Raw genomic sequence first — 24,468 nt, 5'->3', positions numbered from 1 at the left:
CCATTATGTTGTATAGATTTTGTAGCGCAGTGTTGCGTATTCTATATCGGTTCCTCTTTCGCTTTGAAGCAAAGGGAACTGAGAATGTCCCGAGCACAGGAGGCGTTGTACTGTGTTCGAATCATATCAGCTTATTAGATCCGCCATCGATTGGCATCATGCTTAAGCGTAAAGTCAACTTTATGGCTAAGCAGGAACTGTTTAAGATCCCTGTACTCAGAACATTGATCAAGGGCTTAGGGGCTTTTCCTGTCAAGCGCGGCGGAGTTGGCAAAGAAACGATTAGAACAGCATTCAAGCTGCTTCAGAGCGGTGAGATTATGGGGATATTTCCAGAAGGAACTCGTAATATGTCTGGAGATGTTGCAGCCAAGAAGGGTGCGGCCATGATTGCTTTGAAGAGCGGCGCAGCAGTTGTTCCAGTAGCTGTATGCGGCAATTATCGCTTGTTCGGCAAGACCTACGTGGTATACGGACCTCCTATCGATATGTCAGATCTGCTGGCCAATAAAGATAGTGATATGCTTGAGCAAGCTACTGATCGGATCATGGATCGTATTCGTACCATGATTAGGCAAGAAGAGATGCAACGTGTATAATTGTACGAACTGGTAGGATACTACAGGTATTATATTCGTTTTTTAACTAGTTATTGTTATGGATTCTGCGTATTGCAGGTTTCTATAAATGGGTTTTATTTGAGGAGGTTATAACATGTCCGAAGAAACAAATGTAAATGCATCTGCCGAAACGGCAAATCAAGAGGCAATGGAGAATATCATGTCTCTTAAAAAAGGAGATACCGTCAAAGGCACGATTGTCAAAATTGAAGACAACCAAGCTGTAGTAAGCATTGGATATAAATATGACGGTATTATTCCAATTCGTGAACTGTCTTCCTTATCTGCAGACAAAGCATCTGATCTAGTAGAACTGGGTCAAGAAGTTGAAGCTAAAGTTGTAACAGTTGACGATAATAAAGAGCGCCTAGTACTCTCCAAGCGCCAAGTAGACAGTGAATCCGCTTGGGAAGTAATGCAGAAGCACTTTGAAGATCAAGACGTGTTCGAAGTTACTGTCGCTGACGTTGTTAAAGGCGGAGTAGTAGCAGATGTAGGCGTTCGCGCTTTCATCCCTGCTTCGATGGTAGAACGTCATTTTGTTGAGGATTTCTCAGATTATAAAGGCCGCACATTGCGCGTTAAAGTTAAAGAAGTTGATCGTGAGAACAACAAACTGATTCTGTCCCAGAAGGACGTATTGGATACGGAATTCGAAAGCAACAAGCAGCGCGTAATGGAGAGCCTGAAGGAAGGTCAAGAAATTGACGGTACAGTTCAGCGCTTGACTCAATTCGGCGCATTCGTCGATGTAGGCGGAGTCGACGGCTTGGTGCACGTTTCCGAATTGGCTTGGAGCCATGTTGAGAAGCCTTCTGATGTCGTTCAAGAAGGTCAACAAGTGAAAGTAAAAGTGTTGAAGGTTGATCCTTCGAACGGTAAGATCAGCCTTAGCATGAAAGCGACACAGCCTGGTCCTTGGGAGCAATCTTCCACTTCCATCAACATCGGCGATGTGCTCACAGGTACAGTGAAGCGCTTGGTGAACTTCGGTGCTTTCGTTGAAGTTGCACCAGGTGTAGAAGGTCTGGTTCACATTTCTCAGATCTCCCACCGCCATATCGGAACTCCGTCCGAAGTTCTGAAAGAAGGACAAGAAGTTCAAGTAAAAGTGCTTGACTCCAATCCTGCTGAGAAGCGCATCAGCTTGAGCATTAAGGAAACGGAAGAAGCACCTGCTCCATCAGCTAAGCCAGAGAAGAGGGTCAAGGAAGAACTGAACAACCCTAACGTTTCCTTGACGAAACAAGCGATGAACGTTACGCTTGGCGAGCGTTTCGGTGATATCCTGAACAAATTGAAATAACTAATTGAAATAACTGACGCGACGGCGGATCCTTCTGGGTCCGCCGTTTATTATATTCCCTCTAATCCCATACTAATGGAGATAAGGGGGGATATCATGATATCGGGAATGCTGTCCACGATCATCGTCATCTGCATCGGTATTCTCATCTTAAGCGGCTGGTGCGGCATCTTGTTCCGAGGCTATTCACCTTATACGATACTAGCAGTGCTGCTACTGTGGACGCTGTGCGCAGGGCGACAGTTTACGACCGGACAAGTACAGATTGATATGGCATGGGCATTATGGGTTGTTGCTGCTCTAATTGGTTTAGTGGCTTGCATCTATTATCAGCATGATTTATCGCTAAGCGCGCTTCTGCTGGGACATTTATTTTTACTTGGTTCCATCTGGTGCTTTGTGGAATTTTGGAAGACTGCTGGATATACCGTGCTGCCTAATATTCCTACGTGGTTGATCGCCATTTGTATGGGTTTAATATGTGGTATGCTGTATACAAATGTACTTCGTCAATGGATCATTATAACGCTTAGCATGGCGATTGGTGAGGGAATCGTACAGACTCGAACGCTTAAGGATACGACCATCACACTCGGCTCGCTGGATACGTTTGACGCTTGGTGGGTTGCTTTTGCTGCAGCACGTGTTTTTGTCATATTTACCGTGTATATACTGCAAATGCCTCGTGCTAAAGTCGATAATAGTTAGCCAAGCGGTTCATTTTTTGATATGATGTTGTACGTGTATATGTTTGAGATAATGAAGGAGTGAACTGCATGGCAAAACCCGTAGTTGCCATCGTCGGGCGGCCGAATGTCGGAAAGTCGACCATTTTTAACCGTATCATCGGCGACCGTTTGGCAATCGTGGAAGACAAACCTGGCGTAACTAGAGATCGGATATACGGAACAGGTGAATGGAACGGGAAGCCGTTTAGTATCATCGATACGGGCGGCATTGAGATCGACGGCGAGGATGTTATCCTGCGCTCTATTCGTATGCAAGCGGAACTCGCGATCGAAGAAGCGGATGTAATCGTGTTTATGTGCGATGCTAAGACGGGTGTTACTCAGGCGGATGAAGAAGTGGCTCAGATTCTGTTCCGTTCTGGCAAACCGGTCATCGTCGCTGTGAATAAAGTCGATAATTTCAATCGTATGGACGATGTTTATGAATTCTACAGCTTAGGATTCGGTGAACCAATCGCACTGTCTGGATCCCATGGCACCGGTATTGGCGACCTGCTTGACGTCATTGTGGAGCAACTGCCAGACTTGACCGATGATGAATACGATGACGATGTAATTAAAGTGGCTCTTATCGGTCGACCGAACGTTGGAAAGTCTTCCTTGGTAAACGCGATTCTTGGTGAAGACCGAGTTATCGTCAGCGATATTGCGGGCACGACTCGCGATGCGATCGATACCCCATTCGAGAAGGATGGTCAGAAGTACGTTCTCATCGATACAGCTGGTATGCGCAAACGCGGCAAAGTGTACGAGACGACTGAGAAGTACAGCGTCATGCGCGCGATGAAAGCGATTGAACGCGCGGATGTCGTTCTAATTGTGATAAACGGAGAAGAAGGCATTATTGAACAAGATAAGCACGTTGCCGGCTATGCGCACGAAGCTGGTAAAGCAGCGCTGTTTGTCGTCAATAAATGGGATGTTGTTGAGAAGGATGACAAGACGATGCAACAATTCGAAACGTCAATTCGAGACCACTTCTTGTTTATGTCCTACGCGCCAATCGTCTTCTTGTCAGCTAAGACGAAGCAGCGGTTACATAAGCTGCTTCCGGTAATTGCGCATGTGGCTCAGCAGCATGCCAAGCGCATTCCGACACATCTGTTGAATGATGTCATTGGAGATGCTGTTGCCTACAACCCGCCTCCAACAGACAAGGGCAGACGTTTGCGCATTAATTATGTAACCCAGGTTGCCGTGAAGCCGCCGACGCTGGTCGTTTTCGTTAACGATCCATCACTGATGCATTTCTCATATGAACGCTACTTAGAGAACCGAATTCGGGCTTCATTTGACTTTGAAGGAACCCCATTGCGTCTCTTTACACGGCGAAAATCTGACGAGGGATAGGAGCGAACGACAATGACGTTATCCTTCATTGCAATCGTCGGCTGTTACCTGCTTGGATCAATTAGCTTTAGCGTGCTGATTGCCAAGTGGGTAAAAGGCATCGATATCCGTAATCATGGCAGCGGCAACGCAGGTGCGACGAATACGCTGCGTGTTCTTGGTAAGGGCCCGGCCATTGGAGTGCTGGCGTTAGATGTGCTTAAGGGTATTACGGCTGTATTGATTGGATATTTAGTGTCTGACGAATCATGGGTTGCGGTCGCTTGCGGAATCGCTGCCATTATAGGGCATAATTGGCCGATTTTCTTTCGATTTCGTGGAGGTAAAGGGATTGCGACGACAATAGGAGTACTAGCTCTTTTGGCGTTCTACCCGGCTCTGATTGCAGGAATCATCGCGATTCTTTTTATCGTATGGAAACGGTATGTTTCACTAGGCTCGCTAATGTTCACTGGATTAACACCAGTATTCATCCTGCTGTTTAGAATGGACATGAGCATCTTTATCGGCAGTTTGCTTCTATGCTTATTTGCGTTCTATCGACATCGTACGAATATTATCAAGCTTATACAAGGGACGGAGAATAAGCTTGGATCGAATAAAGGGGGAGTATCTCGTGTCCGGTAAAGTAGCTGTATTTGTAGCCGGTAGTTGGGGAACCGCGCTTTGTCAGGTTCTGGCGGATAACGGCCATCAAGTGATGGTTTGGACTCGATCAGAACAACAAGCAGAGGAGATCAATACAAGGCATACAAATGCCAAGTACTTGCCGGATATCGAGCTGCATCCGAACATACAAGCGGCTACATCCATTCAAGAGGTCATGGATGGCGCGCAGGCTTGCATTGTTGTCGCTCCTTCGGCAGCGATGCGGCAGGTGGCTTCACAGATGAAGCCTTATTTGACAGATGATATGTTCATCGTACATGCAACTAAAGGCTTTGAGACGGAGACACTAGCCCGAATGTCGGAAGTGCTGGAATCGGAGCTGTCCTGTGGAATGGATCGAATCGCTGTCTTGTCCGGACCGAGCCATGCGGAAGAGGTCGTGCGCAAATGTCCAACGACAGTTGTTATTGCATCAACATCAGTCACAACAGCTGAGCAAGCACAAGATCTGTTCATGAACGACTCGTATTTTCGTGTGTATGTGAATACAGATGTACTCGGTGTAGAGCTTGCAGGTGCTTTAAAAAACATAATCGCTCTAGGAGCGGGAATGTCAGACGGCTTAGGCTTCGGAGATAATGCCAAGGCCGCGCTCATCACGAGAGGATTAACCGAAATTGCTCGACTCGGAGTTGATCTCGGCGCCAATGTACTGACCTTTGCCGGCTTGGCTGGAGTTGGGGACTTAGTTGTTACTTCAACGAGCAAGCACAGCCGCAACTGGCGAGCAGGTTCGATGATCGGACAAGGCAAGCAGATAGATGATGTGCTGGCAAGCATGGGGATGGTCGTCGAAGGGATACGAACGACAAAGGCAACTCATTTCTTAGCACAGAAACATCACGTCCAAATGCCGATAACAGATGTTTTGTATCGTGTACTATTTGAAGGTCTTAACCCAAGGATTGCTGTTGAGCAGTTGATGGGCCGTGTCCGCAAACATGAGAATGAGGATGTTATCCAGACGGAATGGACCTAGTAGTCTCACCTCTATGCCCGTATGCTCATACACTATACGGAGTATAGACACAAGGAGGGACGAAATGTCGAACAACAATATCCCCAAGGATGCGTTAAGTGCTATCAATAAAAAAATTAAGAAGCCGATAACCGAAAAACAAATTAAAAAATTGGGCGAATCGGTGAAGCCGTCGACGCTTGAGAATGAAGCACAGCTTCGTCAGCTCATCAAACAAGTTGCGACGATGGCTAATGTTCCGGTAACGGAATCAACAGTGAATGATATCGTGACTGCGGTTAGAAAGAGCGGTGTAAACGCCAATTCGATGGAAACATTAATGAAATTTATCTTGAAGAAGTAGATTGCACGGTCTCAGGCTCATTCATACTGAAAGTATAAAGACGGCAAAGCCCGCTTGTAAGCGGACATTGTCGTCTTTTGTTTCCATAAGTCGGATGGTATAATAAGGTAGACATTGGGGGATGGGAGACTTGGCAATGGATTCTTTAACGAAGATGTGGGTTTCTTTAATCGGAATTGGCTTAATGGCGCTTTCAGCTTTAATCGTAGCCTTTGCTAGGTATAAGACAAAGGGTTGGATTAGAGGCGTATTAACTTTTGTAGCGTTTATATTACTGCTTGCAGGTATGTTGTATGGCTTAATATCAATCATATAGAGGAGTGACAGCATGGGAAAAACAGTATTAAGAGGATTGACCAAAGAAGTAGAGCTGGAGACTCCAACTGGAGTTACATTGCTTCGCGCTGCGATTGATCAAGATGTGGACTGGAATCATAGATGCACGAAGGGGACATGTGCACGATGCCGCTGTATCGTGGAAGAAGGCGCACAGTATTTGGGTGAAGTCACGGATGCAGAGTGGAATCGCTTAGAGGAAGATGAATTCGAGCAAGGATATCGTCTTGCTTGCCAAGCGGTTATTGAAGCAGATGGCGACATTCGGGCAACAAACAAACCTTATTTCTGATAGTTTAGCATTGTAATGCTTTGATTATTTATGACAGGATTGGAGTCCTACACGATGAATTGTACTGAGATACCTAACTCCATAGTCCGCGCGCTTCAGTGGCTGAGCGAACACAATGATACGAATGAAAAGTGGCTGCTTGGCGGCAGCTGCAGCCTTCTCTTGCAAGGTGTACAGTTAGCGAAGTCGCCGAACGACGTTGATATCTATGCTGACACGCACGAAGCTGTCACGCTGCATTCCTATTGGCGAGATGCTGCGATCGATGAACAGGAATGGAACGAGAGCAAGATCTATCGCTCCTTATTGAGTCATTATAGATGCTATGATTCTTCTGTCGAGCTTGTCGGACAATTTATCGTTGATACGGATTGGTGCCGTTATGAAACGAGCGTTACCTCTGTATTGTGGCATCATCGTACGTATGTTGATATGGATGGCGTAAGAATTCCGTTAATGCCTTTATCACACGATCTTGTATTCAACTTATTGCGCGAACGAGAGGATCGGGTTAAAGCGATTGCGGGGGCTATGAGAGTGCGTACAGAGCAGCATGTAGACGCGATGAAGGCCATACTTGAGCAATGCGCTCCAACAAAAGCACTAATCAATAAGCTTCAAGCGTTGCTGCCGGATCTAATGAAGAGGCTAGAGAATGAGTAAGTCGTGTGGAACGTGCCTTCGCTATGCGTATGATAAGGAGCTGGATCACTTATGAGGCTTGTTCGGTTTCTTCCAGATGAACAAGTAGTTGAAGCTAAGGCTGGAAGATCGTTGTTGGATCTGGCGCAGCAATCCCGTATTCCGATAAGAACCCGCTGCTTAGGTAAAGCAGGCTGTTTGATGTGCAAGGTTGATGTGCACGGTGAAGGCATTCTGCCGCCTTCAGATGCGGAAAGACGCAAATTAGGCATTACGTCCAGCAACGGCTTGCGTTTAGCCTGTCAGGCGAAGATCAAACCATCTGGACCATGTGACTTGATTGTTACGATTCCAGAAGATCCACTTAAAGCCGCAGTGCGAAAACAATTACAGCAACAGGAGGATGACCGTTTGTGGTGAATATTAGGTTTAATCGAAGCAATATCCATGGATTAGCATTGATTACGATTATCCTAATGATAAGCGCGCTGCTCCAAGGCTGTTTATATCCGAAGGAGCTTCGGAAGGATAATCAAGCAGCGGTTAAAGACGGGATTATGCTTGTTCAGAATGCTGTAGATGAGTACCAGAAGCGCGACGGCTTGCTCCCGCTTATTAACGCGGATATGGAAACGCCTGCGTATGAAAAGTTTAAAGTTAACTTAAAGGAATTGGAGAAGGCTGGGCTGTTGAGCAGCATACCTCAGAATGCATTTGAGAACGGCGGTACAGATCAATATCTCATCTTGAATGAAGAAACGAATCCGACTGTAAGGGTGATGGATCTTGTAACCGCGCAGCGTGTCAATGATTTGCAGCGGCTTATGGACCTTGCGAAGTCGAAGAAGGAGCAAGCTCCGCGTGGCGATGAACTGTATCCTGGATTTTATACTATTCCTTTATCTGATATCGGAGCGCGTGACGTAACGGTGAAGAGTCCTTACAGCGGTGAACCGCTGCAGTTTATGATGGATGAGAAAGGTAACGTATATGTGGATTATGCACGAGATCTGATGCAGGCTATGGAACGTACTGCTGATCCAGCAGTGGCCAAGGAACTGACAGATCTTCGCGAGATTCTAGTCGAGGTAGGTTTATATTCGCCTATTAAATCTGTGCCTTATATCTGGAGAGATAATGCTCCATGGCCGCAGACTACATAACGTTAGACTTAAGTAGGGGCTGTCCCATAGTAATGGGGCAAGCCCTATTTTTTTTGCTCTCGAGGTGACTGGTACTACCTTTAATATTCCTCAGAACCATTTTATAACCAAATATGATCTAAGAAAGAGGGATGCTTGGAAAAACTGTGTCTGAACTGTGAAAATTGTCGATATATGGCGTGAAAATGGATGGAAATAGCGATGAAAATGGACGAAAATATAAATATTTTCGCAGAAAATGTCGATATAAAAATATTCGATAATGACTATCTAAAAATGAAAGTAATAGTAGGAGGGGTTACAGTACTCTATGAAAAACATGAGTATAATAGTTAAACTTACAGTTGTTGTCGCCATATTGACTTTGGCGATGAACACGATTTACACCTATCGGACTTATAAGGAAGGTAAACTACATGAAGAAACTAGACTAATTACAGCGTTTGAAATTTTGCAGCGCGAGATTAATCTAGAGGCAGACAATATCAAGGAATTGGATAGCGAATTAAAAGAAGGTGGCGTTGAAGCTTACCTGAAGGATCAGAATGTTCTACGGTTTACGAAAGTATTAAGCAATATGAGCAATCATGGAATTATCGGAAATGCTTACATACTCTCCACGCATGAGGTTGAAAAAGACGGCAAGAAGTCTAATGTGTTACTTGCCGCCAATGATGTCATGTTGAAGAGTGGCCACAAGATTGGTGAGCCTATGGAAAGATCCGAAGCAGCGTATCAACAATATAAAGCTGAAGGTTTAGGATTCAGCGGAGTTTATGAGACTGATTCCGGCCAATGGATGACTATCTATTCTCCAATTAAGTCGGGGAATGAGACAGTCGCTATATTTGTACTTGATCTGAACAGCGGTCTAATCTCGAATGGACTTGAAGCAATGTTAAGGGAAAATGTGATTATCGGTATTGCGATAAGTGTAATTTTCGTTGGACTGATTATTTGGTTTATTTATGCAATGATGCTCCCGTTGAAGAGACTTGCTAAAGCTGCTAATCTTGCTGCAGAAGGCGATCTTACGGTATCTGTTCCTGTCAACAACAAAGATGAGATTGGCCGCTTATCCGCAGGAGTCAATACGATGATCAGTCATATATCCGATCTCGTATCGAATGTGAAAAATACGGCTGATGATGTAACAACATCATCAGCGCATTTAGCCGTTATTGCGGACGAAACGTCTAATTCTTCACAGCAAATATCCGACTTCATGAAGAATGTGACTGATGGAGCAACTACAGCTACTCAGAGTACGGATGAGAGTAAAGTAGCGATGAATGAGATTGCCATCGGAATTCAACGTATCGCAGAATCAACCTATCAAGTGTCTGCTATCAGTGAAGAAGCGGCAGAAGCCGCACAGTTAGGCTTAGACAAGACTCGTGAGACGAAAGAGCAGATGGACATCATCAATAATACAGTAGAAGAATCTACTAACCTTACTCGTACCTTATCTGCCAAAACATCTGAGATGGAGCAGATTGTTGGTCTGATTGCCAATATTGCAGCTCAGACGAATCTGCTCGCGCTGAATGCTTCTATTGAAGCGGCAAGAGCAGGAGAGCATGGAAAAGGCTTCGGTGTTGTAGCAACTGAAGTCCGCAAGCTTGCTGAACAGACACAAGCTTCGACAGAACAAATCGCTGAAACGCTGCAATCATTCCTGCAAGTTACAAACCAATTGTCTAACTCTATGGAGAAGAGTACTGCGTCTGTAGAGCATGGAGCGAAGGTCGTTCATGCTTCCAGTGAAAGCTTCCAGGAACTATGGCAGCATGTCCTTGCTGTAAATGAACAGATTCAGGAAGTGTCCGCAGTAGCGCAGCAGATGTCAGCAGGCAGTGAAGAAGTTGCGGCATCCGTCGATAACCTGGCTGTACTTGTTGGCAACAGCGCAGTTAACGCTGAGGAAGCTGCTAATCAAGCTAATGTGCAGCTGAACACGATAGACAGCTTGATTCATTCTTCTTCTGAACTGCGCGAGAAGATGAAGCAGCTGCAGCACGAAATCAGCGTGTTTAAACTAAAATAAATAAATTCACAACAACTGGCGTGCTTTGTGCACGTCAGTTTTTTTGTGTTCAAGATGTATAATGCAGGAACTATGATCATATACCTTTGCAGGAAGGCATTGGATATGTGCTAGTTATGGAGCGTTGCGGTTCTATACTGCTGCAACTAGCAAAGTTGTAAAAAAAGTTTGTCCTGTCGTCATATTTGGTCCGCTCTCTCAATATGATATTACTAGTCCTAGCATGTACGAGTTGCGTCGCAATACATATGTACGACGTTCCAGCTCGGCGGCGACACTGGCGACAACGGCAACAGTTCAAATCTAGCAGAGGAGCCAATCGTTTCTGAGGGACGTGAGGCGGATGTTGTCTTCATGTCCGTCGGAAATTATTTAGGAGGGGATATCATTTGGAGAAAGTGGACATTTTTAAGGACATTGCCGAGCGTACCGGTGGGGATATTTACCTCGGAGTCGTTGGTGCTGTTCGTACGGGGAAGTCGACATTCATTAAGAGGTTCATGGAAACGGTCGTTCTCCCGAATATTACGAATGAATCTGACCGCATTCGAGCAGTAGATGAGCTTCCGCAAAGTGCGGCAGGCAAAACGATCATGACAACGGAACCGAAGTTCGTGCCTAACAATGCCGTTCAGATTCACGTAGGTGAAGGCTTGGAAGTTAGTGTAAGACTTGTAGATTGCGTTGGCTATGCAGTTGAAGGAGCCAAGGGCTACGAGGATGACAATGGTCCGCGAATGATCAATACACCATGGTTTGAAGAGCCTATCCCGTTCCAGGAAGCAGCGGAGATTGGTACGCGCAAAGTAATTCAGGAGCATTCTACGCTGGGGGTTGTTGTCACTACAGATGGGACGATAGCTGAAATCCCGCGTTCATCTTATGTGGATTCGGAAGAACGAGTTATAAATGAATTGAAGGAAGTCGGCAAGCCTTTCGTGCTCATTATCAACTCTACTCGTCCGAAGAGCGAAGAAACACAAGCACTGCGCAACGAGCTTGAGCAGAAATATGATATCCCTGTTATGGCATTAAGCGCTGCGGCAATGACTGAGGACGATGTGATGAACGTGCTGCGCGAAGTGCTGTACGAATTCCCGGTACATGAAGTTAATGTGAATCTCCCGAGCTGGGTTATGGTGCTGAATGATCAGCATTGGCTCCGTTCCTCCTTCGAGAACTCCGTGCGTGATACCGTTAAGGACATTCGCCGACTTCGTGATGTGGACCGTGTAGTCCAACAATTTATGGAGTATGAGTTCATCGCGAGAGCCGGATTAAGTGGAATGAACATGGGGCAGGGAGTAGCAGAGATCGATCTGTATGCGCCTGATGAGCTCTATGATCAGATACTTATGGAAGTAGTCGGCGTCGAAATACGCGGCAAAGATCATCTTCTTCAGCTGATGCAGGAATTCTCACATGCCAAGCGGGAGTATGATCGTTTCGCGGAAGCGCTTGAAATGGTGAAGACGACCGGATACGGTATAGCAGCGCCAACTTTAACGGAGATGGCGCTTGATGAACCGGAATTGATTCGTCAAGGTTCACGCTTCGGTCTGCGATTGAAGGCAACCGCGCCTTCTATCCATATGATTCGAGTCGATGTTGAGTCGGAGTTTGCTCCGATTATCGGGACGGAGAAGCAGAGTGAAGAATTAATGCGCTACTTGATGCAGGATTTCGAGAACGACCCAACAAAGATATGGGAGTCAGACATATTCGGACGTTCGCTGCATTCCATCGTGCGTGAAGGTATACAGGGCAAGATTGCAATGATGCCTGACAATGCACGCTATAAGCTGCAGGAAACATTAGGACGCATCATTAACGAAGGCTCTGGCGGGCTAATCGCCATCATTCTCTAATCGTATAGCTTGATGCAAACCCATCTGCTCGCAGATCATGTTGACATGATCTACGAACGGCTGGGTTTTTTGCGATGTACAAGTTAATCTAAATGTAATGTACAATTACGCAATTTAGGGTATGATGAGAGATATGCAGTTACTGCAATAGTTTAATTCAATAAAGAGAGGGATAGGCAATGAGTTTGCACATTGAGCGGGCTTCACTCGCACAGCATACAGACAGTCAATATTCGGGTAATGTCGTCTTTAAACTGGAGGACTACAACAATCGTTATGAGATATCGTTCTTTAGTAAAAATGGACGTGACTGGGACTACAGCTTGCATTTTACTGAGCAATCTGGCGATGAAGAGGAATTCTTGAAGCTGGATGAGCGGTTAGAGAATGATGATGAATTGTTTGATATGCTGCTGGATGCAGCACTGCAGTCGTCAGAACTCGGTTCTTCATCTTAAATAACCTTAATAGCATGAAATGACTTATTAAGACATGTAAAGCAGAGGCAGTTCCTCTGCTTTATGCAGAGAATGAGAAACGGCAACGAATACACTTGCAATTGCAATTTCAGTATATTACTATAAATTTGTTCCAAATCGCAATTGTCCTTGTCCTATAGGGGTTATGACCGCGTGGAACTCAAGATAACAGGTATAATTTCCATTAATTACGTGCAAACCATGTAGTATACTTACTTTATATTAGGAGGTGAATAGACATGAATAAATCTGAACTGATAACGGAAGTTTCTGAATCTACAGAAATGTCTAAGAAGGATGTAACGAAGGTAGTGGACGCTGTATTCGATGCGATATCGAACGCGCTGCAGAATGGTGACAAAGTTCAACTCGTTGGCTTTGGAAACTTTGAAGTGCGCGAACGTTCTGCTCGCAAGGGCCGCAACCCGCAAACAGGTGAGGAAATCGAAATTGCCGCAAGCAAGATTCCTGCGTTCAAGCCTGGTAAAGCGCTTAAGGAAGGTATCAAATAGTTCTATGTCCTTTTGCTCATGGTTTGAGGGATACGATAATAGACAAAGAGCGCTCAACTGATCTTACATATTATCTGAATGTTCAAGCCGTGACGAACCTGTCACGGCTTCATTGCTTTATAGTAAGCAAGAATCGGTCGATATACATATATGCTAGTTCCTAAGCGGGACATGATTGACATTAAGTGCCCAACACGTCATCATTACAGATGAAGACTTGTGTTAAGGACACGAAGGAGGCTTTACTATGGAACAGAATCAGAACGATTATATTGTTGTTAAGGCGAAAGAGCAGGGCGTGCAGGTTATCGGATTAACGCGCGGTCAAGATACTCGCTTCCACCATATGGAGAAGCTTGATAAGAACGAAGTGCTGATCGCTCAATTTACAGATCATACTTCGGCGATCAAGATACGCGGTAAAGCTGAAGTAATGACCAAGCACGGGAAGATTCATACGGATTCAGATCAATGATGCAGGCATAGCCTGCTTTTTTTCATTGTACAATGAGGTATGGACATCCTTGCAGGCGTCGAAACTGATGTCATAAGCAAGGCATCGTTGTGAAAGAGGTGAATGCATTGCAGAAGCTCAGATTCACGCTTGGGTCAATTATAATAACGGTTGTCATGCTGTCAGTATTAGGAGCTCTAGCAGGCTATGTGGAACAGAGTCGCGGCGAACCATCTGATGTTACGGTCTTTAACCGCGATCAACAATTGATTCATCTTAGCCAGTCACAGCTCGTAGATCAATTAGCTACGGTTCCTAGAGATTTAGGTCTGCGCAGAGTAATATGGTCAGACAGTGGCAAGCTATCGGTCGATATTAAGGTAGCTTCATCCGTACATAATCAATCACTCTTATACCAAGAGGTATTCCGATGGTTGCAATTCTGCTTCAGAGAGACTGATAATATAGAGAGACTGCAGCTTCGCATCGTGATCGAAGACGAGATCGTTAAGAAGAAATATGTGTTGCTCGCACTGGACGCCAACCGAGCTGTTGTAAATCAAGAAATGCTTCAGGAGCTTAAAGATGGAGCAGAGTCCCTCTCCAAGAGTACACAAGCCGCGCTGAGAATCACGTATACTCCGCTCTGGAATCAGATCTTTACTCGTCACGCACGTTCTCAAGGCAACCCAAAATTGTTATCCGATTACATGCAACATATGATATAATAATTTAGATTACGACATCCAGACGGATGACAATACTCGGAGGCATTCACATGAAGGGTACTCAAATCCCGCAAATGGTTCAACGATATATTGATCATGACATGATACAAGCGCACACTGAGTTGCCCGCTTTGGCTCATTCACGGGTAGCTTTGATGTACGCTTTTTTAAACCACAATCGCGCAAATCATGAGCACAGTGAGCTTATCTCTATCGTGACTTCACTTGTTCAGTTAGCGCTTGATACACACGATACGGTGGAATTGGCAGGCAGTCAAGGTGACGACCGCAACTTGCGTTCCAGACAGCTTAAGGTTCTTGCCGGTGATTTTTTTAGCAGCCGTTTTTATCATTTACTCGCTCAAGCGGGTCAAGTGGACGCTATTCGAGCTCTGAGCCGCGGCGTATGTGAAGTGAATCGACTGAAGATGACGCTTCTGATAAAGACCAAGCAATGGAAGCTCAGTGCGGAGTCGTATCTGCAAGATCGTGCGAATCTGCGGCAATGCTTGTTTCATTCCTTTGACGATCGCATGCTGCCTCAGGATGCATCTCAGTGGGAGGAGCTTCTGCAGCAAATCTCGTATGTTGAGGTATTAGAACAGGAGTATGAGCGTGTAAATCACTTTCAATCGTTTGAAGGAAGCTGGTCTTATTGGCATATTGCCCAGCATGGAACACAAGATGAACGCCAACTGCTAATGAAGAAGCGATATGACCAATCACACTGGAAACAGCTTATCTCTAGATATCATATCGTTCAGGAATTATCAGATATGATACATAGTGCACGATTGGTTCTAGAGGAACAACTTGGTTTGCTTAGCCAGGATATAGTTGCAGACTTAGGACTTGTGTTCCACAGCGCACAACCAGACTCACGGATTCGATCGTTCACGGGCGCTCCGTTGCAGGGATAATCAGTCGATAGGCAGAACTAGTGGTGAAAGAGGAGGGGGACAAGCAGTGAATATGAATTCAACGAAGACTGGCAAGTCAAAAGAAGAATATGTGCATTCTGTATTTGAAAGTATTGCGCCGAAGTACGATAAGATGAACGACATCATGAGCTTTCGCCGTCACAAGGCTTGGCGGGCATTTACGATGCGTAAGATGAATGTACGTCCTGGTCAGACTGCGCTTGATCTATGCTGCGGTACATGCGATTGGACCATTCAATTAGCAGAAGCAAGCGGTAATGGCCGCATCGTTGGATTGGACTTCAGTCCCAACATGCTAGCTCACGGCCAGCAGAAAGTAGACAAGGCAGGCTTGTCATCCCAGATACAATTAGTGCAGGGCAATGCGATGGAATTGCCGTTTGAGGATAATTCCTTCGACTACATTACTATAGGTTTCGGTCTGCGCAATGTTCCAGACTACATGCAGGTTATTCGCGAAATGAGACGAGTTGTTAAGCCGGGAGGCAAAGTCGTATGCTTGGAATTGTCCCAACCGACTTGGCAGCCTTTTAAAGCTATATATTTCTTTTATTTCCGCAAGCTGCTGCCTATGCTCGGCAAGCTTATTGCTAAGCGATACGATCAGTACAAATGGCTCCCAGAGTCGCAAGCGGTATTCCCGGATCATAAAGTATTAGCTCAGATGTTCTGCGATGCTGGCCTCGAACAAGTAGAAGCGTATCCGCTCACTGGCGGTATCTCTGCATTGCATATCGGGACAAAGGGGTAGTAGATAGATGCTGAGAAAGACGAAGATTATTCTTGAAATGATCAAGTTCGAACATACGTTATTTGCACTTCCATTCGCGTTTATGGGGGCGCTGCTCGGATCTATGACCATTCATGGTGAGCTTCCATCTTGGTCACAGATCGGCTGGATTCTGCTGGCGATGGTTGGCGCACGGAGCGCAGCTATGGCGCTCAATCGGATGATTGATGCTGCGATTGATGCTAAGAATCCGCGCACAGCAAATCGTGCCATCCCTGCAGGATTGTTGAAGATAGGCGAGGTACTTGTGTTTACCGCAGTATCGTTTGGGTTATTAATATGGGCAGCAGCAATGTTAGAGCCATTATCCTTCATATTATTGCCGATTGCTGTTTTTATGCTCGTATTCTACTCCTTTACGAAACGATTTACATGGCTGTGTCATGTAATACTGGGTTTGACGATCGCTCTGGCACCTTTAGGCGGGTGGGTAGCGGTAACGAATGAAGTCGGCTGGGACGCGATCATTTTCTTCTTAACAGTAGCTTTCTGGACAACCGGATTTGATATCGTGTATGCTTGTCAAGATTATGAGTTTGATAAGAAAGAAGGGCTTAAGTCAATACCCGTACGGTTTGGAATTGAGCGATCATTAAAGATTGCTCGCGGCTTCCATGTCGTCACCGCATTGGGATTCGTCCTTCTCATTTTCATAACCAATCTGAGTTGGTGGTATCTGATCGGAACCGTGATTGCACTAGGCTTGCTCGTGTACGAGCATCTTATTATTAAGCCTAACGATCTGACTCGTCTCAACACCTCATTCTTCACGATGAATGGTGTGTTAAGCGTTGTCGTCTTCGCTTTCACGTTAATTGATCTGGTGGTGATGTAATGTCTGAACAATCAGAACGATGGGTAGTCGGTATTACAGGGGCGAGCGGCGCAATATACGGAGTTCGCCTCGTTCAATCTATGCTTCAAGCGGGGCATTTCGTTCATCTCGTTATTACGGATGCGGGATGGCGTGTGTTGAAGGAAGAGTTGGGATGGAATGTAACGAAGCGTCAAGAAGCGATCAATCAGGCATTTGGTGAAGAGTCTGCTCGCATTCAGTACCATCCGATTCAAGATATCGGGGCGAGCATTGCCAGCGGATCTTATCGAGTGCGCGGGATGATCATTATGCCTTGTTCGATGGGGACACTGTCCGCGATAGCACACGGTACATCAGATAATCTAATGGCGCGTGCTGCTGATGTCATGATAAAAGAGGGCAGACCTCTCGTCATCGTGCCGCGCGAGACACCTCTTCATGCAATACATCTGGAGAATATGCTGAAGCTGGCTCGTCTGGGTGTTCGCCTTATTCCTGCTATGCCGGCATTTTATCATCAACCTAAAACATTGGATGATATCGTTGACTTCCTAGTGGGTAAGGTGTTGGACAGCTTGAACATTGAACATCAGCTATATACAAGATGGGGGAGTTCAAATGAACCAGCGAACATACCAAGCAACGAATAATGATGGTTGTATCCGAATTGGCCGAATCGATTATGCGAATGTATGGCCGATTTTTTATCATTTTGAACCAGAGGGAACGAAAGCGAAGATACAGATGATCCCAGCGGTACCATCTACGCTCAATCAAGCAATGCGAGAAGGTAAGATAGACATGGGACCAATCTCAGCCTTCGCATACGGAGTATCAAGCGCTGATTATGTTCTGTTTCCTGATTTATCTGTAAGCGCACTTGGCAGGGTAAACTCTCTCATGCTGTTTGTGAAGAAACCTCTGGATGAAGTGATGGATGGCAGCATTGCGCTGACCACAACTTCTGCGACAACCGTTAATCTACTCAAGATTATCGCAGCCAAGCAATATCAGAAATCGCCGACATACTTACCGATGGAACCTGACCTTGAGGCGATGATGGCAGTTGCTGATGGGGCTTTATTAATAGGGGATCATGCGATTCGCGCCTACTGGGCGAACGAACAGAATCCGAAGTACGATGTGTATGATCTCGGTGAGATGTGGTATGATTGGACTGGTCGATGGATGACATTTGCCGTTTGGGCAGTGCGTAAGGAATCGATCTTGAAGCATTCGCAGGATATTTCACTAATTGTGGATGCATTTCGGACAAGCAAGATGCTCAGCAATGCGAACCCGGAACCGCTCGTGCAGGATGCCGTGCAACAGTTAGGCGGAACTGCTGATTATTGGCGACATTATTTCAATAACTTGAATTATGATTTCGGACCTGAGCAGCAGCAAGGACTGCAGCTTTACTTTGAATATGCTTATGAATTAGGTTTAATCGATCATGAAGTTCGGTTAGACATTTGGTCGGAAAATACTGTTGGTTAGGTGAAAGCATGAAACTGTGGGACATTTATGCATCAATGAAACAGGACGTTTCTTTTATCGAACGTGAATTGGAGCGTACGATTGTATCCGATCACGAGCTGTTAAATGAGACGTCCTTACATCTATTGAAATCCGGAGGCAAACGAATCCGACCCGTATTTGTACTGATGGCTGGCAAGTTTGGGACATATGATTTGGACCAACTGAAGCGTATTGCCGTACCGCTGGAGCTCATACATATGGCTTCGCTGGTTCATGACGACGTTATCGACGATGCGGATACGCGGCGAGGCAACCTTACTGTAAAGTCGAAGTGGGATAATCTGGTTGCTATGTACACCGGGGACTACATATACGGAAAAGCGCTTACTTTGGTTACGGAGCTCGAGAATCCGCAGATCCATCGGATACTTTCCAAAGCAATGGTGGAAATGTGTATTGGCGAGATGGAGCAGATTCGGGATTTCTTTAATACGGAGCAAAGTGTGAGGCAATATTTGCTGCGAATTCGTCGCAAGACGGCTCTGCTTATCGCAGTGAGCTGCCAATTAGGCGCGCTAGCGGCGGGAGCTGATCCTAAGACGAGCAATTGGTTATACCGCTATGGCTATAACGTAGGAATGACGTTCCAGATTCGAGATGATGTGCTCGATCTGACGGGTACAGAAGCACAACTCGGCAAACCCCCTGGCAATGACATCAAGCAGGGCAACATCACGCTGCCTGTACTGTATGCTCTGCAGGACCCGACCATACGTGAACCGCTGCTTCAGCATATCGCGCATATTCGCGCTCATAATGGTGAAACAGATGTGTCGGAAGCCTTGCACATCATACGCAATAGCCGAGGAATACAGGAGGCTGAGCAGCTAGCTAACCGCTATCTGGAGAAGTCAATTGATGCGCTTACGCATCTTCCGAATATTCGCGCGCGTAAAAGTTTGCAGGACATTGCCCATTTCATCGTGAAACGCTCGCATTAAAATAAATATTTTACGACAAAACGATGTATTACCATGAAAAATTTGGTACAATATGTATGTTATTAATCTTATATATGTTCAAGGAGTGAACGTATGGAACGTACATTCATCATGGTTAAACCGGACGGTGTCCAACGCGGACTTATTGGGGAAATTGTAAGCCGTTTCGAGCGCAAAGGTCTCAAATTGGTAGCAGGCAAGTTTGTAGTTCTGTCTCGTAATCAAGCAGAGTTTCATTATGACGAGCATAAAGAGAAGCCTTTCTTCGGTGAATTGGTTGACTTTATTACTTCCGGGCCTGTATTCGCGATGGTATGGGAAGGCGATGAAGTCATTGCTCTGTCCCGCATGGTCATCGGCAAGACTAAGGTAGCGGATGCTCAACCTGGCACTATTCGCGGCGATTATGCTCTGCATACGAACTTCAATCTCGTTCACGGTTCCGATTCTCCTGAAAGCGCTGCTCGTGAGATCTCTAACGTGTTTGGAGATCAAGAGATTGTTTCTTTCAATCGTACAATCGAACCTTGGCTCTAGGAGTCAAAGCCATGAATCCTTGAATCATATAAGAGCTATATGATTAGAGGTATGAAATGAACACGGCGAATGCTATCATTCGACCGTGTTTTTCTATATGATAGAACTATACTACGGATATATGCGATGAGGTGAGTAGGACATGGACAGCAGAACTACGATTAGGAACACGATACTACCGCGCCAAGGCCAGGAACCGATCGCCGCTATAATGGATATGGGAGATCTGAATTCCCAGGCAATCAATTATACAGAAGAGGAAACTCGTGATTATATTCAATTCATAGACAAGATCAAACGTAAAAGCGGGATCGATCTGGCTCAGTATAAAGAAGCGCAAATGCGCAGACGCCTTAATACGCTAAGAACGAAAAACAGCTTTGAATCGTTCACCTCATTTTATCGAGCGATGGAGGAAGATAAGCACTTATTTTACGAGTTCTTAGACAGAATGACAATTAACGTCTCTGAGTTCTGGCGCAATCCGGGTCGCTGGGAAGTATTGCGCACGAAAGTGCTGCCTGAGCTGATGAGTCATACATCTCGACTGCGCTGCTGGAGCGCCGCTTGTTCGACTGGGGAAGAGCCCTACACTCTTGCGATGATACTTGATGATTTGAATGTATTTACAGGATCCAAGCTGTTGGCGAGCGACTTGGACGATAATGCGCTTGCGCGAGCTAAAGAAGGAATATATATTCCTCGTGCGTTAAAAGATGTCCCATCTTCGTTTCAGTCGCGGTTTTTCACACAGGAAAAAGAGATATTTCGCATTCATGATCGGCTTAAGTCGGGTATTTCATTTCAGAAGCAGAATCTGTTAAGCGATTCGTTCGATTCTGGATTCGACTTGATCATTTGCCGCAATGTCATGATCTATTTCACGGAAGAAGCCAAGCATATGTTATATCACAAATTTGCTCAGTCCCTGCGACCTGGTGGAGTCTTGTTCGTAGGCAGTACGGAACAGATATTTAACCCAGGCCAATATGGGTTTGAGACAGTTGAAACCTTCTTCTATCGTAAACTTACATAGCTCAATCCATAGTGTGCGTATAACGAAGTACTCCTTGTCCGATACTATTCTTAAAGCATCGATGGCCGTTAGGCATCAATCTAGAGAAGGTACGGAGGAAGCAAGATGGATAAGAGGATGGTGATTGCTGCCTATTACCGTGGTGAGCTGTCGTTGCAAGAATGCGCGCAAATATTAGGTTTAGAGCTGCATCCGCTTGAACAATGGCTAGAGGAAGAGAAGTTGCAATATAGAGCAGATCATGATCATGCTCCACTTGGTAATAAGCAGGCAGAGTCACTTGATCAAATTGACAAGCGAGATTCAGGCAATGCTGGCCCTCTCGACTCGTTATGGCACAACTCGATTCACGGTCAAGCTGATGGAACCTCAAGTACTCCGTATCACAAGCCAACGGATTGGTGGTACTGGCATTAACTTATACATTAGCAGCGAGTTACTTACGTTCGTGATTATGTATGAAATGCAATTATTACACGTTCTTCTCACTCATTTGAGCGCGATAGGACGTGTTTTTGCTTTCTTGTCAAACGGATACTCCTATACTATAATGAGCAAAAGAGTCTTGGGATTTTAGTCGTTTACAGCATTACAGCAAAAGGGGGAGCTAAGTGTGAGTCTACGTTATTTAACAGCGGGAGAGACCCATGGACCGCAATTGACCACTATCATTGAAGGTATGCCAAGCAACATGACAGTTGATTTTGAGGAACTCAACTTCCAATTACATCGACGCCAGAAGGGCTACGGCCGTGGACGTCGCATGCAAATCGAAAAGGATACAGCATCAATAGTAGGCGGAGTTCGTCATGGACGCACTACGGGTGCTCCTATTGCTATAGTCGTAGAAAATAACGATTGGAAGCATTGGACACAGATTATGAACGTTGAACCAATCGAGGGTTCAGACGAAGATAAACGCCGTATTCATCGGCCGCGTCCTGGTCATGCAGATTTAAATGGCGGTTTGAAATACAACTTAAAAGATCTCCGCAACGTACTTGAACGTTCAAGTGCGCGCGAGACGACGGTTCGTGTAGCTGTCGGCGCTGTAGCGCGTCAATTGCTTGCGGCATTTGGTATTAAGGTGGCGGGGCAGGTAATTCGAATTGGAGAAATTGAAGCACCGCCTCATCAACTGTCCATCGATGAGCTGATCGAGCAGACAGAAGCCTCCTCCGTTCGTGTCGTTGATAAAGAAACGGAGAAGAAGATGGAAGCGTACATCGATCAGATCAAAGCTGACGGAGACTCCATCGGAGGGATCGTGGAGTGCATCGTGGAGGGCTTGCCTGTCGGACTTGGCAGTTATGTTCAATATGATCGCAAGCTTGATGGCCGCATCGCTCAGGCCGTGATGTCGATCAACGCTTTTAAGGGTGTTGAGATTGGTATTGGCTTTGAGGCAGGCATAATTCGCGGATCACAGGTTCACGACGAGATCTTGTATGATGAGGAGCACGGCTTTACCCGCGCTTCCAACCGACTTGGCGGATTTGAAGGCGGGATGACAAATGGAATGCCAGTCGTCGTAAGAGGCGTGATGAAGCCGATTCCGACTCTGTACAAGCCGCTTCGCAGCGTAGATATCGATACGAAAGAGCCATTCACCGCACAGGTTGAGCGCTCTGACGCTTGCGCAGTACCTGCAGCAAGTGTCGTTATGGAGCACGTCGTGGCTTGGGAGATTGCCAAAGCCTTTCTTGAGAAGTTCGGTGGAGACTCGATGGAAGAGATTAGAGCCAACTATGATCATTACATGGCTCAAGTCGCTCAATACTAGGTGATGACGATGAATATGAATTCACGTTGGAATGCGGCGGAGCTGACAGTTGATCTGGGCGAGCGTTCTTATCCAATCTATATCGGATCCGGTTTGTTGACGAAGACGGGTCAACTGTTTGTAGACATGAACGTCACGACTAAGAGTCCAATTCTCGTTGTAACAGATGAGAATGTTGCAGCCTTGCACTTGCCAATCGTAACACAATCGCTCGAGAGTGCTGGCTATCATGTGGCGGTACATACCGTACCTGCTGGGGAGACGTCGAAGACGCTATCCCATCTGGAAGCGTGTGTGACTACAGCGCTGGAAGCAGGCTTAGACCGCAAATCGACAGTAGTTGCGTTAGGCGGAGGAGTTGTAGGGGACCTTGCAGGGTTTGTTGCGGCATCCTATATGCGCGGGGTTCGCTTCGTTCAGATGCCTACTACGATTCTCGCGCATGACAGCAGTGTCGGTGGTAAAGTAGCTGTTAACCATCCGCTTGCGAAAAATATTATCGGCGCATTTCATCAGCCTGATATGGTCATATACGATACATCCACACTGTTGACCCTGCCTGAGCGTGAAGTTCGAGCTGGACTTGCTGAGATGGTCAAGCATGGGTTGATCTGGGACGAGACGTTCGCGGATTGGTGCGGTGACCATGCAGACGAGCTCGTAAAGCTGAATGAAGAGAAGCTGCAGTATGGGTTATATACGGGCTGCAGCGTCAAGGCTCAGGTCGTATCTCGCGATGAACGTGAGAATGACTTAAGGGCGATTCTGAACTTGGGGCATACAATCGGGCATGCGCTGGAGGCAGTGGGAAATTACGGAGAACTTCTTCACGGTGAAGCGATCTCGATTGGGATAGTTGGAGCAGCGCGCTTGGCGGCAGCGCTGGGTGAGGATGCTGGGCTTGAGGAGCGAACACTTCAATTGATGGAGGCGTTTGGTCTACCAACCGAAATTCCGAGTCATTATGATACGGATGCGATCATGAACGCCATGATGCATGATAAGAAATTCAGTGAAGGTTCGATGGTGTTTGTTGTACCAACTGCAATAGGTCGTGTTGAGATTCGACGGGACGTCCCTGTTTCCTTGGTGCGCGACATTGTGAACAGCTTGAAAGGGGAATAAGGATGACGATGTTTCTTAGAGGGATTCGTGGAGCAACTACCGTTCAAGCCAATGATGCGGATGAGATATTGAGCGCTACGAACGAATTGTTAAATAAGATCGTTGAATGGAATGAGATTGAAGCTGAGAGCATCTCCAACATATGGATCACGATGACGACGGATCTGGATGCAACGTTTCCTGCTCGAGCAGTAAGAACACTGCCCGGCTGGGAGCTTGTGCCGATCATGTGTGCCGTCGAGATTCCGGTTAAGGGCAGTCTGCCGCAGTGTATTCGCATTATGCTGAATGTGAATACCGAGAAAGGGCAAGCGGATATGCGCCATGTGTACTTGAATGAAGCAGCGCAGCTGCGTCCGGATCTACTGGACAAGTAAGGCTAAGGAGTAAGCTCCTGATACAATTAGTTATAGAAAGTC

The 24,468-nt window shown here is 46.0% G+C and carries 30 protein-coding genes; all 30 read left to right on the top strand.

Features of this window, described 5'->3' with window-relative positions; translation table 11 throughout:
- The first annotated feature begins 5 nt into the window (after positions 1-5).
- Positions 6-599, top strand: coding sequence for a lysophospholipid acyltransferase family protein (locus AC3WTP_RS14970; RefSeq protein WP_492395425.1), 594 nt, complete (start codon positions 6-8; stop codon positions 597-599).
- 115 nt (positions 600-714) lie between these two features.
- A complete protein-coding gene (gene rpsA / locus AC3WTP_RS14965) occupies positions 715-1,926 on the top strand; it encodes a 30S ribosomal protein S1 (RefSeq protein ID WP_492395424.1) in 1,212 nt (403 codons plus the stop codon).
- Between the two features lie 96 nt (positions 1,927-2,022).
- Entirely contained in the window at positions 2,023-2,634 is a 612-nt protein-coding gene (locus AC3WTP_RS14960; protein WP_492395423.1) for a hypothetical protein, read from the top strand.
- Between the two features lie 68 nt (positions 2,635-2,702).
- On the top strand, positions 2,703-4,025 hold the full coding sequence (gene der, locus AC3WTP_RS14955) for a ribosome biogenesis GTPase Der (RefSeq protein ID WP_492395422.1): 1,323 nt from the start codon (positions 2,703-2,705) through the stop codon (positions 4,023-4,025).
- A gap of 12 nt (positions 4,026-4,037) precedes the next feature.
- A complete protein-coding gene (gene plsY / locus AC3WTP_RS14950; RefSeq protein WP_492395421.1) occupies positions 4,038-4,652 on the top strand; it encodes a glycerol-3-phosphate 1-O-acyltransferase PlsY in 615 nt (204 codons plus the stop codon).
- On the top strand, positions 4,642-5,673 hold the full coding sequence (locus tag AC3WTP_RS14945; protein WP_492395420.1) for an NAD(P)H-dependent glycerol-3-phosphate dehydrogenase: 1,032 nt from the start codon (positions 4,642-4,644) through the stop codon (positions 5,671-5,673). Before plsY ends, AC3WTP_RS14945 begins: the two co-directional genes overlap by 11 nt.
- A gap of 64 nt (positions 5,674-5,737) precedes the next feature.
- On the top strand, positions 5,738-6,016 hold the full coding sequence (locus AC3WTP_RS14940) for a stage VI sporulation protein F (RefSeq protein ID WP_492395419.1): 279 nt from the start codon (positions 5,738-5,740) through the stop codon (positions 6,014-6,016).
- A gap of 136 nt (positions 6,017-6,152) precedes the next feature.
- Entirely contained in the window at positions 6,153-6,332 is a 180-nt protein-coding gene (locus tag AC3WTP_RS14935) for a DUF2768 family protein (protein ID WP_492395418.1), read from the top strand.
- 12 nt (positions 6,333-6,344) lie between these two features.
- Entirely contained in the window at positions 6,345-6,644 is a 300-nt protein-coding gene (locus AC3WTP_RS14930; RefSeq protein WP_492395417.1) for a 2Fe-2S iron-sulfur cluster-binding protein, read from the top strand.
- A gap of 54 nt (positions 6,645-6,698) precedes the next feature.
- The gene (locus AC3WTP_RS14925) at positions 6,699-7,307 is read left to right on the top strand and encodes a hypothetical protein (protein WP_492395416.1); all 609 of its coding nucleotides are present in this window, start codon (positions 6,699-6,701) and stop codon (positions 7,305-7,307) included.
- 51 nt (positions 7,308-7,358) lie between these two features.
- The gene (locus AC3WTP_RS14920) at positions 7,359-7,706 is read left to right on the top strand and encodes a 2Fe-2S iron-sulfur cluster-binding protein (protein WP_492395415.1); all 348 of its coding nucleotides are present in this window, start codon (positions 7,359-7,361) and stop codon (positions 7,704-7,706) included.
- Positions 7,700-8,449, top strand: coding sequence for a YphF family lipoprotein (locus AC3WTP_RS14915; RefSeq protein ID WP_492395414.1), 750 nt, complete (start codon positions 7,700-7,702; stop codon positions 8,447-8,449). Before AC3WTP_RS14920 ends, AC3WTP_RS14915 begins: the two co-directional genes overlap by 7 nt.
- A gap of 310 nt (positions 8,450-8,759) precedes the next feature.
- Positions 8,760-10,496 (top strand): methyl-accepting chemotaxis protein, encoded by a 1,737-nt coding sequence (locus tag AC3WTP_RS14910; RefSeq protein WP_492395413.1) that lies wholly within the window; start codon positions 8,760-8,762, stop codon positions 10,494-10,496.
- Positions 10,497-10,885: 389 nt separating this feature from the next.
- A complete protein-coding gene (gene spoIVA / locus AC3WTP_RS14905) occupies positions 10,886-12,364 on the top strand; it encodes a stage IV sporulation protein A (protein ID WP_492395412.1) in 1,479 nt (492 codons plus the stop codon).
- Between the two features lie 179 nt (positions 12,365-12,543).
- Positions 12,544-12,822, top strand: coding sequence for a hypothetical protein (locus AC3WTP_RS14900; protein WP_492395411.1), 279 nt, complete (start codon positions 12,544-12,546; stop codon positions 12,820-12,822).
- A 260-nt stretch (positions 12,823-13,082) separates the two neighbouring features.
- Positions 13,083-13,355, top strand: a complete 273-nt coding sequence (locus AC3WTP_RS14895; protein ID WP_458570536.1) for an HU family DNA-binding protein — start codon at positions 13,083-13,085, stop codon at positions 13,353-13,355.
- A 247-nt stretch (positions 13,356-13,602) separates the two neighbouring features.
- Positions 13,603-13,830: a trp RNA-binding attenuation protein MtrB gene (gene mtrB, locus AC3WTP_RS14890; RefSeq protein ID WP_492395410.1), complete on the top strand. Its 228-nt coding sequence runs from the start codon at positions 13,603-13,605 to the stop codon at positions 13,828-13,830.
- 107 nt (positions 13,831-13,937) lie between these two features.
- Positions 13,938-14,537, top strand: coding sequence for a hypothetical protein (locus tag AC3WTP_RS14885; protein WP_492395409.1), 600 nt, complete (start codon positions 13,938-13,940; stop codon positions 14,535-14,537).
- Between the two features lie 50 nt (positions 14,538-14,587).
- Positions 14,588-15,457 (top strand): heptaprenyl diphosphate synthase component 1, encoded by an 870-nt coding sequence (locus AC3WTP_RS14880; RefSeq protein ID WP_492395408.1) that lies wholly within the window; start codon positions 14,588-14,590, stop codon positions 15,455-15,457.
- A 52-nt stretch (positions 15,458-15,509) separates the two neighbouring features.
- Positions 15,510-16,229 (top strand): demethylmenaquinone methyltransferase, encoded by a 720-nt coding sequence (locus AC3WTP_RS14875; RefSeq protein ID WP_492395501.1) that lies wholly within the window; start codon positions 15,510-15,512, stop codon positions 16,227-16,229.
- A gap of 7 nt (positions 16,230-16,236) precedes the next feature.
- The gene (locus tag AC3WTP_RS14870; RefSeq protein ID WP_492395407.1) at positions 16,237-17,103 is read left to right on the top strand and encodes a UbiA-like polyprenyltransferase; all 867 of its coding nucleotides are present in this window, start codon (positions 16,237-16,239) and stop codon (positions 17,101-17,103) included.
- Positions 17,103-17,735 (top strand): UbiX family flavin prenyltransferase, encoded by a 633-nt coding sequence (locus AC3WTP_RS14865; RefSeq protein WP_492395406.1) that lies wholly within the window; start codon positions 17,103-17,105, stop codon positions 17,733-17,735. The genes AC3WTP_RS14870 and AC3WTP_RS14865 overlap by 1 nt, the downstream gene beginning before the upstream one ends.
- Complete coding sequence (locus AC3WTP_RS14860) at positions 17,704-18,585, top strand: menaquinone biosynthetic enzyme MqnA/MqnD family protein (RefSeq protein WP_492395405.1); 882 nt, start codon at positions 17,704-17,706, stop codon at positions 18,583-18,585. The genes AC3WTP_RS14865 and AC3WTP_RS14860 overlap by 32 nt, the downstream gene beginning before the upstream one ends.
- 8 nt (positions 18,586-18,593) lie before the next feature.
- On the top strand, positions 18,594-19,568 hold the full coding sequence (hepT, locus tag AC3WTP_RS14855) for a heptaprenyl diphosphate synthase component II (RefSeq protein ID WP_492395404.1): 975 nt from the start codon (positions 18,594-18,596) through the stop codon (positions 19,566-19,568).
- A gap of 93 nt (positions 19,569-19,661) precedes the next feature.
- Positions 19,662-20,105, top strand: a complete 444-nt coding sequence (ndk, locus tag AC3WTP_RS14850; RefSeq protein ID WP_492395403.1) for a nucleoside-diphosphate kinase — start codon at positions 19,662-19,664, stop codon at positions 20,103-20,105.
- Between the two features lie 211 nt (positions 20,106-20,316).
- Positions 20,317-21,141, top strand: a complete 825-nt coding sequence (locus AC3WTP_RS14845; protein ID WP_492395500.1) for a CheR family methyltransferase — start codon at positions 20,317-20,319, stop codon at positions 21,139-21,141.
- 105 nt (positions 21,142-21,246) lie between these two features.
- Complete coding sequence (locus tag AC3WTP_RS14840) at positions 21,247-21,558, top strand: hypothetical protein (protein ID WP_492395402.1); 312 nt, start codon at positions 21,247-21,249, stop codon at positions 21,556-21,558.
- A gap of 196 nt (positions 21,559-21,754) precedes the next feature.
- The gene (aroC, locus tag AC3WTP_RS14835; RefSeq protein WP_492395401.1) at positions 21,755-22,924 is read left to right on the top strand and encodes a chorismate synthase; all 1,170 of its coding nucleotides are present in this window, start codon (positions 21,755-21,757) and stop codon (positions 22,922-22,924) included.
- 9 nt (positions 22,925-22,933) lie between these two features.
- On the top strand, positions 22,934-24,049 hold the full coding sequence (gene aroB, locus AC3WTP_RS14830; protein ID WP_492395400.1) for a 3-dehydroquinate synthase: 1,116 nt from the start codon (positions 22,934-22,936) through the stop codon (positions 24,047-24,049).
- Positions 24,050-24,057: 8 nt separating this feature from the next.
- Positions 24,058-24,426 carry a chorismate mutase gene (gene aroH, locus AC3WTP_RS14825; protein ID WP_492395499.1) on the top strand — a complete coding sequence of 123 codons (369 nt, stop codon included), beginning with the start codon at positions 24,058-24,060 and terminating at the stop codon, positions 24,424-24,426.
- Positions 24,427-24,468 lie beyond the last annotated feature (42 nt).

Source organism: Paenibacillus sp. EB106-04-04-XG159, from assembly GCF_058791835.1.
The sequence above is the reverse complement of the archived record's forward strand: the minus strand, read 5'-3'. Positions and strand labels throughout refer to the sequence as shown.

Coding starts and splice junctions, on each gene's coding strand:
- AC3WTP_RS14970 (WP_492395425.1), top strand. CDS start 6: ATGTTGTATAGATTTTGTAGCGCAGTGTTGCGTATTCTATATCGGTTC.
- rpsA (WP_492395424.1), top strand. CDS start 715: ATGTCCGAAGAAACAAATGTAAATGCATCTGCCGAAACGGCAAATCAA.
- AC3WTP_RS14960 (WP_492395423.1), top strand. CDS start 2,023: ATGATATCGGGAATGCTGTCCACGATCATCGTCATCTGCATCGGTATT.
- der (WP_492395422.1), top strand. CDS start 2,703: ATGGCAAAACCCGTAGTTGCCATCGTCGGGCGGCCGAATGTCGGAAAG.
- plsY (WP_492395421.1), top strand. CDS start 4,038: ATGACGTTATCCTTCATTGCAATCGTCGGCTGTTACCTGCTTGGATCA.
- AC3WTP_RS14940 (WP_492395419.1), top strand. CDS start 5,738: ATGTCGAACAACAATATCCCCAAGGATGCGTTAAGTGCTATCAATAAA.
- AC3WTP_RS14935 (WP_492395418.1), top strand. CDS start 6,153: ATGGATTCTTTAACGAAGATGTGGGTTTCTTTAATCGGAATTGGCTTA.
- AC3WTP_RS14930 (WP_492395417.1), top strand. CDS start 6,345: ATGGGAAAAACAGTATTAAGAGGATTGACCAAAGAAGTAGAGCTGGAG.
- AC3WTP_RS14925 (WP_492395416.1), top strand. CDS start 6,699: ATGAATTGTACTGAGATACCTAACTCCATAGTCCGCGCGCTTCAGTGG.
- AC3WTP_RS14920 (WP_492395415.1), top strand. CDS start 7,359: ATGAGGCTTGTTCGGTTTCTTCCAGATGAACAAGTAGTTGAAGCTAAG.
- AC3WTP_RS14910 (WP_492395413.1), top strand. CDS start 8,760: ATGAAAAACATGAGTATAATAGTTAAACTTACAGTTGTTGTCGCCATA.
- AC3WTP_RS14900 (WP_492395411.1), top strand. CDS start 12,544: ATGAGTTTGCACATTGAGCGGGCTTCACTCGCACAGCATACAGACAGT.
- AC3WTP_RS14895 (WP_458570536.1), top strand. CDS start 13,083: ATGAATAAATCTGAACTGATAACGGAAGTTTCTGAATCTACAGAAATG.
- mtrB (WP_492395410.1), top strand. CDS start 13,603: ATGGAACAGAATCAGAACGATTATATTGTTGTTAAGGCGAAAGAGCAG.
- AC3WTP_RS14880 (WP_492395408.1), top strand. CDS start 14,588: ATGAAGGGTACTCAAATCCCGCAAATGGTTCAACGATATATTGATCAT.
- AC3WTP_RS14875 (WP_492395501.1), top strand. CDS start 15,510: ATGAATTCAACGAAGACTGGCAAGTCAAAAGAAGAATATGTGCATTCT.
- AC3WTP_RS14870 (WP_492395407.1), top strand. CDS start 16,237: ATGCTGAGAAAGACGAAGATTATTCTTGAAATGATCAAGTTCGAACAT.
- AC3WTP_RS14865 (WP_492395406.1), top strand. CDS start 17,103: ATGTCTGAACAATCAGAACGATGGGTAGTCGGTATTACAGGGGCGAGC.
- AC3WTP_RS14860 (WP_492395405.1), top strand. CDS start 17,704: ATGAACCAGCGAACATACCAAGCAACGAATAATGATGGTTGTATCCGA.
- hepT (WP_492395404.1), top strand. CDS start 18,594: ATGAAACTGTGGGACATTTATGCATCAATGAAACAGGACGTTTCTTTT.
- ndk (WP_492395403.1), top strand. CDS start 19,662: ATGGAACGTACATTCATCATGGTTAAACCGGACGGTGTCCAACGCGGA.
- AC3WTP_RS14845 (WP_492395500.1), top strand. CDS start 20,317: ATGGATATGGGAGATCTGAATTCCCAGGCAATCAATTATACAGAAGAG.
- AC3WTP_RS14840 (WP_492395402.1), top strand. CDS start 21,247: ATGGATAAGAGGATGGTGATTGCTGCCTATTACCGTGGTGAGCTGTCG.
- aroB (WP_492395400.1), top strand. CDS start 22,934: ATGAATATGAATTCACGTTGGAATGCGGCGGAGCTGACAGTTGATCTG.
- aroH (WP_492395499.1), top strand. CDS start 24,058: ATGTTTCTTAGAGGGATTCGTGGAGCAACTACCGTTCAAGCCAATGAT.